Genomic DNA, 12761 nt, shown 5'->3' on the forward strand with positions numbered 1-12761 from the left:
ACGCCTCGCGTGACCGCGCGCCTCGCCCGGCGGCGCCCAGCGGCCGCCTGATGCCCGCTCGACACGGATGGCTCGCGTAACGGGCAACGTACGGCTGCTGCAGCGGCTGGATCGATGGGCGGGCGTGCCCGCGTGCCTCGTGCTCACGGGCTGGCGGCGTCTCGTCGATCTCGTCCGCACGCCGCCGCCGCGCGATCCCCAGCGCATCGTGTTCATCAAGCTGGCCGAGCAGGGATCGACCGTGCTCGCCCGGGACGCCATCAGCCGCGCCGTCGCGCGGGTCGGGCGCGACCACGTCTACTTCCTCGTCTTCGAGGAGAACCGGTTCATCCTCGACGCGCTGGATCTCATCCCGCGCGACAACGTGCTGACCGTCCGCACGGCGTCGCCGATCGCGCTGCTCGCGAGCGGCCTCGCGCGGCTGCTCGAGATCCGGCGGCGCCGAATCGACACGTGCGTCGATCTGGAGTTCCTGACGCGGTTGTCGGCCGTGATCGCGTATCTGACGGGCTGCCGGCGGCGCGTCGGCCTCCACGGGTTCTTCAACGACGGTCCGTATCGCGGGGATCTCTTCACGCATCGCGTGCTCTACAATCCGCACCTTCACACGAGCCGGTTGTTCACGCTCCTCGTGATGGCGATCGACGCCGATCCGCGGGCGTTCCCGACCTTCGATCTCGTGCCGCCGGACACGCCGCCGCTGCCACGGTTCACGCCGGGTGCGGGCGAGCACACCGGCGTGCGCGCCATTCTGGACGCGCTCGGCGTCCGCCGCGGCGATCGGCTGGTGCTGTTGAACCCGAACGCCAGCGACCAGTTGCCGCTGCGGCGCTGGGCCTCCGACAACTACGTCGAGCTCGCGCAGCGGCTCGTCGCCCGCGATCCGGACGTCGCCGTCGCGTTCACGGGCGCTCCCGGCGAAGCGGCGGCGGCAGACGCGCTGGCGCGCCGTGTCGGCTCGGCCCGGTGCGTGTCGATGGCCGGCCGCACGACGCTCGGGCAGTTGCTCGTGCTCTATGACCTGGCCGACGTGCTCGTGACCAACGACAGCGGTCCGGGCCACTTCTCGGCGCTCACCGGCGTCGACGCCATCGTGCTCTTCGGGCCGGAGACGCCGGCGCTCTTCGCCGCGTTGGGCGATCGCACGCATCCGCTGTGGGCCGGCATCGCCTGCAGCCCGTGCGTGAACGCGTACAACAACCGCCAGACGAGCTGCCGCGACAACCGGTGCATGCAGGCCATCACGGTCGATGACGTGTTCGCGCTGACGACGCGCATCCTCGACGCGCGGCGGGCCGCCGCGAGCTCAGCGAGCTGACAACGCCCGCAGCGCGTCGCGCGCCGGTTCGAATCCGGGATCGAGCCGCAACGCCGTCTGCAGGTGCTGCACCGCTTCGTCGGTGCGGCCTCGGCGGATGAGCAACCTCGCGATGGCGAGATGCCACGGCGCCTGGCCGGCATCGAGCGCGAGGGCCCGGTCGAGTGCCGCGATCCCGCCGTCGACGTCTCCCTCGGCGCCGAGCGCGACGCCGAGGTTCGCGTGCGCCGACGCGAGCGAGGGCTGCACGCGGACGGCTTCGCGCCAGGCCGCGATGGCGTCGGCACGCCGCCCGAGCCTCGAGAGCACCGCGCCGAGCGCACCCAGAGCTTCTGGGGAGTCCGGTTGCAGCCGCACTGCCGCCTCGGCGTGCCGCTTCGCGTCGTCGAGCTCGTCGGCTCGGTACGCGATCATCGCGAGCCCAAGATGCGCGCGGACGTCGGGCGCGGCCGCGAGCGCCTGCTCGAAGGCGCGACGCGCGGCGTCGGGTTGCCCGAGCCTGTCGTAGGCCGCGCCGAGCTCGATCGCGACCGCGGCGCGCCGTTCGCGGCCGACGGTCGAATCCTGGAGGAGCTGCTGCAGGTATGCCATCCCATCGGCATATCGGCCCTGCTGGATCAGCGCGGAGCCGTAGCCGTGCAGAGCGCCCTGCGACGTCGGGTGATCGCGAAGCGTCGTGGCCCAGAGCCCTTCGTCCGACGACCAAGCCGCGTGACGTCGCCACGTGACGGCGCTCATGAGCAGCAAGGTGGCGATCGCCGCGCCGGCGACGATCGGTCGCGGGCTTCGGGCCGTTCGCACGATGACTTGCCGCACGGTCGCGGCCAACGCCACGACGAGGCCGACGAACGGGAGATGGAGGAACCGCTCCGCCATGAAGGCGGGAATCGGCACGAGGTTCGACACTGGGAGCAGCGCGACGAGAAACCAGGACCAGCCCCAGAATCCGAGCGGCTCCTGTCGCCGCCAGCGCCACGCGGCGTAGCTCAGGCCGACGAGCGCCACGAGCGCCAACCAGAGCCGCCAATCGAGCGCAGAGGTGACGAACGGGACGACGCCGCGGTAGTCGGCACAGAGCGCGAACGGGTACAGCAGGAGCCCGGCGTAATAGCCGAAGGCGACCGCGCCGGTCGCGAGCGACGCGAAGAGCGAGTCGCCGATGCGGATGCCGTAAACACTGCTCGCCGGAAAGACGACGAACCGCACGACGGCGTACGCGAGCGTGCAAGCTGCGAGCACGAGGTACTCGACGCGCTGCGCGCGGGGCGTCCACGAGCCGGCTCTGCGCCGCTCCGCCATTGCCCAGAAGGTCAGCGGCGCGAGCGCCAGCAGCACGACGGCGGACTCCTTCGCCAGCAACGCGAGCGTCATGGCCAGCGCGCCGAGGCCGAGCCGCAACGCGCGCGGCCGCGGCCGATCGCCCGTCACGAGCAGAAGCGTCACGAGGCCGAGGGCGGTGACGAGCACGTCCTCGCGGAAGGCCACCGCGTCGACGGCTTCCGTGACAGCCGGATGCACGCCGTAGAGGCCGGCGGACGCGTAGCGGAATCCGTCGCTCGCGCCGAGACGTCGAAGGAGCGCGACGAGACAAGACACTGCCACCAGATGCCAGAGCACGCTGTGCAGATGGAACGCCCAGGGCCGGCCGCCGCCGACCTGCCAGTCCACCATGTAGGTGAAGGTGACGAACGGCCGGTACGTCGACTCATTCGAGAGGCGGAAGTAGTCCGACGAGAACAGGCGGCCGATCTGTCCTGGATCGCTCAGCAGACCGGAAGCGAGCGTGACGACGTCCGGATCGTCGTAGGTGAAGCCGTTCGAGAGCGATGGGCTGTAGACGAGGGCGATCCAGATCAGCAGCAGGGCGGCGGGCCAGCGGCGGACGGGCTGCGGTGAGAACACATCGCGCGGCGCGGCTGGCTGTTCACGCGCTCGGCGGCGGCGATTCGCCCGAGCCATCGCGTGAGGCTACCACACGCATTCGGCGCCTCCCCAAACGGGTGAGGCGGCTCGTTGCGCCGATCCGTAGGATGGATCCATGGCGACGTGGGGACCGCAGGTGCCTGGATCTCAGCCGGCGAGCGACGACGTCGATCTGCTCGATGCGTACTCCCGCGCGGTCATCGGCGCGGTCGACGTCGTCAGCCCCGCGGTCGTCGGCGTCGAGGTCGCACGCCGCCGGCGCGACGCGGCAGCGGCGCCGCGCGACGGGCAGGCCGCCGGATCCGGCTTCATCTTCGCGCCCGACGGTCTCGTCATCACCAACAGCCATGTCGTCGACGGAGCGGCCGCGGTCCAGGTCATACAGCAGGACGGGCAGCGGCACGACGCGGACCTGATCGGCGACGATCCCGCGACGGACCTCGCGGTGCTGCGCATCAGCGGCGGACCGTTCCCATGGGTCAGCCTCGGCGACTCGTCGTCGATCCGCGTCGGCCAGGTGGTCGTCGCGCTCGGCAACCCGTACGGCTTCCAGTGCACCGTCACGAGCGGCGTCGTGAGCGCGCTCGGCCGGTCGCTGCGCGGCCGCACGGGCCGGCTGATCGACGAGATCGTCCAGACGGACGCCGCGCTCAACCCCGGCAATTCCGGCGGCCCGCTCGTCACGACCGCCGGTCACGTCGTCGGCGTCAATACGGCGATCATCATGGGCGCGCAGGGGCTGTCGTTCGCGATCGCGAGCAACATCGTGCGCTTCGTCGTCTCGCACCTGCTGCAGGAAGGACGCGTGCGCCGCAGCTACCTTGGCGTGGCGGGAGAGCGCGTGCCCGTCGGCCGCGCCCTGGCGCGCGCGCATCAACTGCACACGTCGAGCGGCATCCGTGTGATGGCCGTCGAGCCGAGCGGGCCGGCGGCCGCTGCCGGCGTGCGGCAGGGGGATATCGTCGTGAGCTTCGCCGGCGTCCCCATCGGCGGCGTGGACGAGCTGCACCGCCTTCTCGACGCGGACCGCATCGGGCGGCCGGCCGAGCTCGGCGTGATCAGGATGGGCGAGCTGCACCGGGTCACGGTCGTGCCGCGAGGAGACTGGCCCGCCTGACGCGACGGCCGCGGCGGGACTTTAGATCGCGATCAGGCCCTCGGCCAGCGCGAGCCGGACGGCACCGGTGCGGTTGCGTGCGCCGAGCTTGCCGCAGATCGCGGCGACGTGGAACTTCACGGTCTGATCGCTGATCCCGAGCCGCGCGGCGATCGCCTTGTTCGGCAGCCCGTCAGCCATGAGCGTCAGCACCTCGAGCTCTCGCGGCGTCAACGGGTCCGCCGGCGGTGCCGCACGGGCCGCGAGCTCCTCTTGCCCGCTCGACGGATCCGCGAGCAGCACGGCGTCGGCCCGGACGCCGGCGCGGCGTGCCGCGGCCAGCGATTCGAATTCCCCCGCGATGCTCTAGCCCGCGGCCGCGAGCGACGGCCGAAGCCGCTCGCGCGTTCCCGCCGGACCCACGAGGACGACGCGCATCAAGGATGTGGACGCGTTCCGACGATGACGGTTGCGTCGATCGTCGAGCCGCCGCGCAGCAGGCGCACGCCGACCTCGCGTCCGACGCGCCCGTCGTCGAGCAGCGCCAGCAGGTCCACGGGCGATTCCACCGCCTGCGCGTCGAAGCGGACGATGACGTCGCCCACCATCAGCCCGGCGCGCTCGGCCGGGCTCTCGGGCGAGATGCCGACGATCAGCAGTCCGCGCTGCGGCGATCGTGCGTCCTGCTGACCCGGCGGAAGGCGCACGGCCTGGCCGGCGATGCCGAGGTAGCCGCGGCGCGGCGTGCCGTGCTCCGCGAGCCGGGCCGCGACTCGGCCGACGATGTCGGCGGGGATGACCACCGCGAGGCCGCGGATCGCCTGGGCCGTCGCGACGCCGGCGAACCGGCCGGACACGTCGAGCACGGCACCGCCCGCGAATCCGCCGTGCATGGGCGCGGTCGTGCGCATCACCCGCTCGATCGCGCGGCCGGGGCCGGTTGGCAGCGGGCCGCCGACGATCGCGACGATGCCGGACGTCGCGGTGACGACGTTGCTCCACGAGCGCGCGATGCCCACGATCAGGTGACCGGTCCTCGGCGGCGGCGCCTCGGCCTCGAACGGCTGGAGCGGCGCCCCAGTCACCTTCAGCAACGAGAGGCCGGTCGCAGGATCCCAACCACGCAGCTCGGCATCGTGTGCGGTGCCGTCCGAGGTTCGAAGCCGGAGCCCGCGCTCCTGACCGATGGCGCGTGTCGTCGTCACCACGAGATCCGGGTGGAGCACCACGCCGCTGGCTGGCCGTCGCCGGCCCTGCACCTGGACGACCGACGCGGAGGCACGGTCGACGAGATCGGCGAGCTGTTCGGAGAAGCCGCTGAGGGACATGGCGTTCATGCGGCCATCGTGACATCCGGCCGGTCGTCACGGATCACCCGGATGGGCGGGTCGCTGGACAATCCGATCCGGGAGTTCTTATCGTAGCGGACGATGCCGTACGCATTTCCGGCGGACCTGGCCGAGCAGGTGCTCAGCCGATGGACGACGTTCGTCGCCCGTCACGATCGCCCCGCGCCCCCGCTGCCGCCGATCGCGCAGTTGCGGTACATCCTGGAGACCGCCTTCTTCGCCAGCTTCGCGCGAGAGGAAGGGCGGACGCTGAAGTTCACGTTGTGCTGCGCGCCGGACGTGCGGGTGCTGCGCGAAGGCGAGTCGGAGCCGGTGCCGATCATCCCGTTCGTGAACCGGCGGCGGTTGACCTGCGACGCGATCCGCTCGCTGGCGCCCGCGGTGGCGCCGTCGAACGCCGCGATGCTGGTGGTGTGCGATCCGGCAGGGCAGGCGTCGGACTGCACGATTGCCGGCGTGCTGAACATCGGGGCCAATCTCGTGCGTGCGCGGCGCGGCCGGTCCATCTACCAGCGCCCGGCGCCGTATGCGCTGCTCGTCGACGTCCGCGATGCCGGCGAGCTGCACATCTACCGGGGCGGCATCAAGCTCGCGACGCTGAAGTCCGGGAGCCTGCAGGATCAGTTGGCGTTCTCCGAGCTCGAGTTCCTGCCGATCAGCGATCTGCTGACGCGGGGCGTGGAGCAGTTGCGGCCGCGCATCGTCGGGCCGACGCGCGAGCCTGCGCGGGAGACGTCGGACTTCGAGTGGACGGCGTTGCTCAACACCGTGCTGGCGCTCGTGAGCGGCCTCGAGTCGCACGGGCACGGCGGCACGCTGCTCGTCACGGCGCCCGGCGCGGAATCGTCGCTGCCCGTGCGGATGAAGTTCGACGTCGACGAGCGCAACAGCGTGCTGCCCGATCGCTTCGTCGCGCTGGTCAACGCGCGGCATGCGCTGGTCGACGCGCGGCGCGCCCGCGCGCAGCCGGAGGGCGGACGCGTGCCCGACGCGGACCTGCCGCACCTGCAGGATGCGACCACGATCGCGGAGGACGACCTGGCCACGGCGGCCGACGTCGTCGCGCAGTTCAGCGCCATCGACGGCGCGCTCATCGTGTGCACGGACCTGCGCGTGCTCGGTTTCGGCGCGGAGATCGTCGTCGACGCGTCGCGGCCGGTGCCGGCCTACGAGGTGACCGGCCATGCGCAACGCGGCGCGGCCTGGCCGGCGGTGGACGGCGAGAGCTTCGGCATGCGGCATCGCTCCGCGCTCCGGTGCGTGGGGGCGGCGGAGCAGACCGCCGCGTTCGTGGTCTCGCAGGACGGCGTGGTGAGCTTCTTCTGGAAGGAAGGCGATCGCGTGCTCGTCAAGCGCGGCGTGACGATCTCGAACCCGAACATGGGCGGCGCCTGACGCTCAGGCCGCCGCCGCGGTGCGACGTGTCGCGGCGATCGCGACGAACACGCTGGCGACGAGGAGCGCCGACGCGAGCAGGAAGGGCATGCCCGGGAGGTTCCAGCCGCGGCCGCTGATCGACGCGGCGAACGTCTCGGCGAACAGCGCCGGGCCGATGAGGCCGGTGACCATCTGGATGCTGGCGAGCGCGCCCTGCAACGCGCCCTGCTCGGAGCGTCCGACGCGGCGCGTCATCAGACCCTGCGCCGCCGGACCGTAGAATCCCCAGAGCGACATGATCGGAATGCCCGCGACGAACGCGGCGCCGGTCGGGGCCAGGCCGTAGATCGCGAAGCCGACGACGCCCGCGGAGAGGCCGAACAGCACCGCCGGCCGTTCGCCGATCGCCGAGACGACACGGCCGACGAGGCCCGCCTGCACGATGGCCGAGCAGACGCCCACGCCGGCCAGCGCCCAGCCGACCGTGGTGCTCGTCCAGCCGTAGCGGTAGTCGGTGTAGAGCACGAAGACGCCCTGCAGCGACTGGTGGGCCAGGTGATAGAGGAAGTGGATCGCCGCGAACCCGACCAGGGTGTGGTGCGACCGCAACAACCGCAACGACCCGATGGGATTCGCGCGCGCCCACGAGAACGGCCGCCGATGTGCGGCGTCGAGCGACTCCGGCAGCACGAAGTAGCCGTAGGCCGCGTTGGCGAGGCTGAACGCCCCGGCGACCCAGAACGGCGTGCGCGGTCCGAACACGCTGAGCACGCCGCCGAGCGCCGGCCCGACGATGAACCCGATGCCGAACGCGGCGCCCATGACGCCGTACGCGTGCGCGCGACGTTCGACGGGCGTGACGTCCGCGAGGTACGCGAACGCCGTGGGGACGCTCGCCGACGTGATCCCCGAGAGCACGCGCCCGACGAACAGCCAGCCGAGCGACGGCGCCAAGGCCATGAGCAGGTAGTCGGCGCCGAGTCCGAGGTTGGAGAGCAGGATCGTCGGCCGTCGCCCGTACCGATCGGACAGCGCGCCGAGCACGGGCGCCGCGAAGAACTGGATGCCGGCCCACACGGTGCCGAAGAGCCCGACGGTCCGCGCGGCCGATGCCGTGTCGCCTCCCCGGAACTCCTCGATGAGCACCGGTAGCACCGGGATGATCATCCCGAGCGCCAGCATGTCGAGGAGGATGGTGATGAAGATGAAGGCAACCGCGGCCTGGCGCGTGCCCGAGGAGCGTGCTGTCGTCATGCTAGCATCCGGAAACGCATGCCTTCCCCCTCGCAAAGCCTCTACGATATCGAGGTGAGGGACATCGACGGAAATCTGTTCACGATGGAGCGCTATCGAGGGCGCGTCCTCCTCGTCGTGAACGTCGCCAGCCGTTGTGGTCACACGCCGCAGTACGCGGCCCTCGAGACGCTGTACCGCGCGCACCGCCGCGCCGGCTTCGTCGTCCTGGGATTTCCGTGCAACCAGTTCGGCCGACAGGAGCCCGGCACCGACGCCGAGGTGCGCGCGTTCTGCTCGCGCGTCTACGGCGTGACGTTTCCGATGTTCAGCAAGATCGACGTGAACGGGCCTGGCGCGCATCCGCTGTACCGGATCCTGAAGGCGCAGAAGAAAGGCATCTTTGGATCCGATCGCGTGAAGTGGAACTTCACCAAGTTCCTCGTCGGCCGCGCGGGTGCGGTGCTGCGGCGGTACGCGCCCGGCAAGCCGCCGGCCGCGATCGAACCCGACGTCGTCGCGGCGTTGGCGTCGGCGGCGTGATGAGCGGCGAGCACCCACGAGCGGCGGTGCTCCTCGTGCACCACGCGGACGCCGTTGGGCCGGAGGTCGATCCTCAGCGGCCGCTCTCGGCAGCCGGACGAGCTCAGGCGGCGTGGCTGGCCGATTACGCCAAACGCGCCGGCCTCGTTCCTGACGTCATCTGGCACAGCGGCAAGCTTCGCGCGCGCGAGACGGCTGAAGCGTTGCTGTTCGCGTGCAATCCCCGCGCGGTCTTGCGCGCCGTTCGCGGCCTGCGGCCGGAGGACTCGCCCGAGTGGGTGCGCGCCATGCTGGCTGGGGAGACTCAGATGGTGGCGCTCGTCAGCCACATGCCGCTGATGCCGGCGCTGCTGCGACGGTTGGTTCGGGCGGATACGGACTTCCCGCCGCACGGGATGGTGCTGCTCGACCGCGGCGACGAGGGCTCGTACGTCGAGCGATGGCGCATCGCGCCGCCGGCGACGTGAGCGTCAGCGGGCGGCGCGCTCGATCTCGAACGTCGCGGGCGCGGTGAGACGCAGCGTGAGCGGCGTGCCCGCCGCGAGCACGGCTTCCTTGGCGTCGCCGGCCATCACGGCCGCCGTGCCGCCTGCGGCGCCAGCCGTCGTGCCGATCGCCGCACCCTTCTTGCCCCCGAAGATGCCGCCGATGACCGCCCCGATCGCGGCGCTCGCGCCGATCTTCGATGCGGCCTTGCCGGTCGGCGCCTCGCCCAGCCGGATGATCGTCTCGGTCTGAATCGGCACGCGCAAGTCGCCGAGCTGCACGGACGTGAAGCGGACGCCAAGCTTCGCCTGCTCGTGGAACTTGCCGCCCCGCTGCACCGACGTGACCGCACCGTCGACGAGCGCGCCAGCGGGAATCATCACGCGGCCGTCGACGGTGACGTCGCGGACGACCTTGCCGGTGACACGGTCCTCGATCTTGGCGCTCTCGCTGGAGACGGTGGACGTGAGCTGGATGCCGATGACCGTGTCGCTTCGGACGGTGACTTCATCGAACGCTGGCGCCGCTGGCGCGGCGGCTGGTGCGACGACGACGGGCTGAGCAACGGCGTCCGCGTCGGAGGCAGACGGCGACGCGGCCTCTGTCGCCGAGAGCGGCCGCTCAGCGGCGGACGCTGGCGAAGACGGCGGCGCCGGCGGTATCGCGGCGGCCTCCGGCGTTGGAGGCGCGGCCGCCACCCTGGCCGCCGGACGCGCGGCGCGAGCCCGAAGCGACGTCTGAGGAGCCGGGGCCGACGCCGCGGGTGCGGACGTGGACGACCCGGCGGCCGGTTCGGCCTCGGCGGTCGTGCCGCCGGGCAACGTGGGACCGGCCGATGAGGCCGCGGCCGGGGCCGCGTACGGCGCCGAGTTGCCGGTGCGAACCGCGAGATACGCGCCGAGGCCGGCTGCCGCGATGCATCCGGCCCCAACCACTCCGACGATGAGCGATTTGGGAGAGATCACGATGTCCCCTGGAGCAAGGCGCGTACCGTAACACTGAAAGCGCGTGCCGCGCACCCGTTGCGCCCTGCCGCAGCGAGGAGGACAATGATTCGTCACCTCGCGCGCACAGGCCCGCTGATGCCTGTCTGTGGATCCGGCCCATCACAGAGAGGCGATCGGCCGAACGCGCGCCCTCCGCTCGACCGGTCCAGGAGCCGCATCCGTGAGACGCTCATCGTGAAGGTCATCGTCATCGGCGCGGGCGTCATCGGCGTGGCCGTGGCGGATGCCTTGGCGGGCCGGGGCGCCGCCGTCTCGGTGCTCGAGATGCGGGCCGTCGGCGCGGGCGCGTCGCAGGCGTCCGCCGGGATGCTCGCGCCATTCAAAGAGGCGCACGGGGACGCGCGCGTCCTCGAGCTGGGCACCCGCAGCCTGGCGCTGTTCGACGACTGGATCGCGTCGCTTCGCGCGTCCACGGGCCTCCCGATCGAATACGCCCGCACCGGCACGCTGGAAGTCGCGCTGGACGAGCAGGAAGCCGGCCGGCTGCACGCCGACCGAGCGGCGCTGCAGCAAGCCGGCTGTGATGCCGATCTGCTCGTGGGCGACGAGGTCAGGCGCTGCGAGCCGGCCGTCGCGGGTCGCGCCGTGGCGGCGCTCCTGACGCGTCCGCACGGTTTCGTCGGTGTGCAGCCGCTCGTCCGCGCGTTGGCGGAACGTGCACGCCTGGCCGGCGCCATCTTCGAAACGCCGGTCGAGGCCGCCAGCGTGGAGTGCATGCGCGACGGCGTCGAGGTCAAGATCGAAGACCGGCGGCTGTCGGCCGATGCCGTCGTTCTGGCGGCCGGCTGCTGGTCGCGCCGGGTCCGCGTGCAGCACCTGGCCGCGCTGCCCGTCCGCCCGGTGCGCGGTCAGTTGCTCCACCTGCGGTGGACCGGACCGCAACGTCCCAGCCGCATCGTCTGGGGACCGCGGTGCTACACGGTGCCGTGGACCGACGGCTCGCTGCTCGTCGGCGCGACGGCGGAAGACGTCGGGTTCGACGAGCGCGCCACGGTGGCCGGCGTGCAGGCGCTCACGTCGGCGGTCGCGGATCTGCTGCCCGACTCGGCAGGCGCGGCGCTCGACGAGGTGCGCGTCGGCCTGCGTCCGGCGTCGCCGGACGGGTTGCCGTTGATCGGTCCGGTCGCGCGCGCGCCGCGCGTGGTCGTCGCGGCCGGGCACTTCCGCAACGGCATCCTGCTCGCGCCGTTGACGGCGGAGCTCGTCAGCGGCTGGCTGCTCGACGGCACGGACGATCCGGCGTTCGCGCTCACGTCGCCGAACCGATTCCTCTGATTCGGGATACCGCTGGAGGTCTGCCATGCAGGATGTCCGACTCGACGAACCGCAGGTTCAACAACGCTTGGGGGAGCGTCCCGGCTGGTCGCTGCGCGACGGCGCGATCGCGACCAGGTACGCGTTCGCCTCGTTTCCCGACGCGATCGCCTTCGTGACGAGGCTCGCGTTCGACGCCGAAGCGTCCGACCATCACCCGGACCTCCTCGTCAACTACCGGCGCGTGACGGTGAGTTGGAGCACGCACAGCGCCGGGGGCGTCACGGAAAAGGATTTCGCCGGCGCCGCGCAATCGGACAGAATCGCGCAGGCGTTCGGGGTGCATGCGTCTCAAGACGAGCTACAGCGCACGTGAGGTCGTCGCGCTGACGGGCCTGACGGCCCGCCAGTTGCAGAGCTGGGACCGGACCCGGATCTTCCAGTCTGCGATCGCGTCGCGCCGGACCGGCCAGGGCGGCTACACGGAGCGCCGGTATTCGCCGGTGGATCTGCTGGAGCTGATGGCGCTCGCCGACCTGCGCAGCCGGGGTTTCACGCCTGCGGTGCTGAAGCAGGCGATGGACGCGCTCGGCGACTACTTCCGCCGCCGGCTGTCCGAGACGCTCGACGATGCCGGGGAGTTGCGGCTGCTGACGGACGGGCGGCGCCTCTACCTGCGGACCAGGCAGGGGCACATCTTCGATCTGCTAGCCGATCCTGCGCAGCCGCTCGTGACCGGTGACGGGCTGCCGCTGCGGCCGGTGCCGGCGCGCGCGAAGTTGCGCCGACGGGGCAGCCGACACGCTACTCGATAGGGAACACGTCCTGCAGGCCCTCGACGGGCCGAGGGATCACGTGGACGCCGACGAGCTCGCCGACCTTGCGGGCGGCCGCGGCGCCCGCATCGGTCGCGGCCTTGACCGATCCGACATCGCCGCGCACGATCGCGGTGACGAGCCCGGCATCCACTTTCTGCCACCCGACGAAGACCACGTTGGCCGCCTTGACCATGGCGTCCGTCGCTTCGACCATGCCGATGAAGCCGCGCGTCTCGACCATGCCGAGCGCTTCGCCTGGCAGAGCCTGGCGGGCGTCCTTCTTGTCCTGTTTGTCCGGTTTATCCTGAGCCATCGCCAGCCGAACTCTACCAGATCCGTCGCCGCGGCGACGCGCGC

General features: G+C 71.7%; 14 protein-coding genes. 8 read left to right on the plus strand and 6 right to left on the minus strand.

What is annotated here, in order from left to right:
• Positions 1–67 precede the first annotated feature (67 nt).
• A complete protein-coding gene (locus tag IT184_18240; protein ID MCC7010757.1) occupies positions 68–1318 on the plus strand; it encodes a glycosyltransferase family 9 protein in 1251 nt (416 codons plus the stop codon).
• On the opposite strand, the gene IT184_18245 is transcribed toward IT184_18240, so the two are convergent.
• On the minus strand, positions 1307–3277 hold the full coding sequence (locus IT184_18245; protein MCC7010758.1) for a tetratricopeptide repeat protein: 1971 nt from the start codon (positions 3275–3277) through the stop codon (positions 1307–1309). The two genes, IT184_18240 and IT184_18245, sit on opposite strands and share 12 nt — an antisense overlap.
• A gap of 79 nt (positions 3278–3356) precedes the next feature.
• On the opposite strand from IT184_18245, the gene IT184_18250 reads away from it, so the two are divergent.
• Positions 3357–4358: a trypsin-like peptidase domain-containing protein gene (locus tag IT184_18250; protein ID MCC7010759.1), complete on the plus strand. Its 1002-nt coding sequence runs from the start codon at positions 3357–3359 to the stop codon at positions 4356–4358.
• A 21-nt stretch (positions 4359–4379) separates the two neighbouring features.
• Here IT184_18250 and IT184_18255 read toward each other — a convergent pair whose 3' ends face one another.
• The gene (locus tag IT184_18255) at positions 4380–4700 is read right to left on the minus strand and encodes a helix-turn-helix transcriptional regulator (protein MCC7010760.1); all 321 of its coding nucleotides are present in this window, start codon (positions 4698–4700) and stop codon (positions 4380–4382) included.
• Between the two features lie 74 nt (positions 4701–4774).
• A complete protein-coding gene (locus IT184_18260; GenBank protein ID MCC7010761.1) occupies positions 4775–5674 on the minus strand; it encodes a serine protease in 900 nt (299 codons plus the stop codon).
• 93 nt (positions 5675–5767) lie between these two features.
• Here IT184_18260 and IT184_18265 point away from each other — a divergent pair, with 93 nt between their 5' ends.
• Positions 5768–7081, plus strand: a complete 1314-nt coding sequence (locus IT184_18265; protein MCC7010762.1) for a hypothetical protein — start codon at positions 5768–5770, stop codon at positions 7079–7081.
• A 3-nt stretch (positions 7082–7084) separates the two neighbouring features.
• On the opposite strand, the gene IT184_18270 is transcribed toward IT184_18265, so the two are convergent.
• Positions 7085–8317, minus strand: a complete 1233-nt coding sequence (locus IT184_18270) for a TCR/Tet family MFS transporter (protein MCC7010763.1) — start codon at positions 8315–8317, stop codon at positions 7085–7087.
• An 18-nt stretch (positions 8318–8335) separates the two neighbouring features.
• Here IT184_18270 and IT184_18275 point away from each other — a divergent pair, with 18 nt between their 5' ends.
• Positions 8336–8839 (plus strand): glutathione peroxidase, encoded by a 504-nt coding sequence (locus IT184_18275; protein ID MCC7010764.1) that lies wholly within the window; start codon positions 8336–8338, stop codon positions 8837–8839.
• Entirely contained in the window at positions 8839–9306 is a 468-nt protein-coding gene (locus IT184_18280; protein MCC7010765.1) for a histidine phosphatase family protein, read from the plus strand. The genes IT184_18275 and IT184_18280 overlap by 1 nt, the downstream gene beginning before the upstream one ends.
• Before the next feature lie 3 nt (positions 9307–9309).
• Here IT184_18280 and IT184_18285 read toward each other — a convergent pair whose 3' ends face one another.
• Complete coding sequence (locus IT184_18285) at positions 9310–10290, minus strand: hypothetical protein (protein MCC7010766.1); 981 nt, start codon at positions 10288–10290, stop codon at positions 9310–9312.
• Positions 10291–10506: 216 nt separating this feature from the next.
• On the opposite strand from IT184_18285, the gene thiO reads away from it, so the two are divergent.
• Genes thiO through IT184_18300 form a run of 3 tightly spaced genes read left to right on the plus strand, consistent with a single transcriptional unit; the run spans position 10507 to position 12401 of the window.
• Positions 10507–11607, plus strand: coding sequence for a glycine oxidase ThiO (gene thiO, locus IT184_18290; protein MCC7010767.1), 1101 nt, complete (start codon positions 10507–10509; stop codon positions 11605–11607).
• 25 nt (positions 11608–11632) lie between these two features.
• Positions 11633–11962, plus strand: coding sequence for a 4a-hydroxytetrahydrobiopterin dehydratase (locus IT184_18295; protein ID MCC7010768.1), 330 nt, complete (start codon positions 11633–11635; stop codon positions 11960–11962).
• Positions 11931–12401 (plus strand): MerR family transcriptional regulator, encoded by a 471-nt coding sequence (locus IT184_18300; protein MCC7010769.1) that lies wholly within the window; start codon positions 11931–11933, stop codon positions 12399–12401. Before IT184_18295 ends, IT184_18300 begins: the two co-directional genes overlap by 32 nt.
• Here IT184_18300 and IT184_18305 read toward each other — a convergent pair.
• The gene (locus IT184_18305) at positions 12391–12666 is read right to left on the minus strand and encodes a BMC domain-containing protein (GenBank protein MCC7010770.1); all 276 of its coding nucleotides are present in this window, start codon (positions 12664–12666) and stop codon (positions 12391–12393) included. The genes IT184_18300 and IT184_18305 overlap by 11 nt on opposite strands.
• Positions 12667–12761 lie beyond the last annotated feature (95 nt).

The organism is Acidobacteriota bacterium (assembly GCA_020853395.1).
Lineage (GTDB): Bacteria > Acidobacteriota > Vicinamibacteria > Vicinamibacterales > SCN-69-37 > JADYYY01.

Coding starts and splice junctions, on each gene's coding strand:
- IT184_18240 (MCC7010757.1), top strand. CDS start 68: ATGGCTCGCGTAACGGGCAACGTACGGCTGCTGCAGCGGCTGGATCGA.
- IT184_18245 (MCC7010758.1), bottom strand. CDS start 3,277: ATGGCTCGGGCGAATCGCCGCCGCCGAGCGCGTGAACAGCCAGCCGCG.
- IT184_18250 (MCC7010759.1), top strand. CDS start 3,357: ATGGCGACGTGGGGACCGCAGGTGCCTGGATCTCAGCCGGCGAGCGAC.
- IT184_18260 (MCC7010761.1), bottom strand. CDS start 5,674: ATGAACGCCATGTCCCTCAGCGGCTTCTCCGAACAGCTCGCCGATCTC.
- IT184_18265 (MCC7010762.1), top strand. CDS start 5,768: ATGCCGTACGCATTTCCGGCGGACCTGGCCGAGCAGGTGCTCAGCCGA.
- IT184_18270 (MCC7010763.1), bottom strand. CDS start 8,317: ATGACGACAGCACGCTCCTCGGGCACGCGCCAGGCCGCGGTTGCCTTC.
- IT184_18275 (MCC7010764.1), top strand. CDS start 8,336: ATGCCTTCCCCCTCGCAAAGCCTCTACGATATCGAGGTGAGGGACATC.
- IT184_18280 (MCC7010765.1), top strand. CDS start 8,839: ATGAGCGGCGAGCACCCACGAGCGGCGGTGCTCCTCGTGCACCACGCG.
- IT184_18295 (MCC7010768.1), top strand. CDS start 11,633: ATGCAGGATGTCCGACTCGACGAACCGCAGGTTCAACAACGCTTGGGG.
- IT184_18300 (MCC7010769.1), top strand. CDS start 11,931: ATGCGTCTCAAGACGAGCTACAGCGCACGTGAGGTCGTCGCGCTGACG.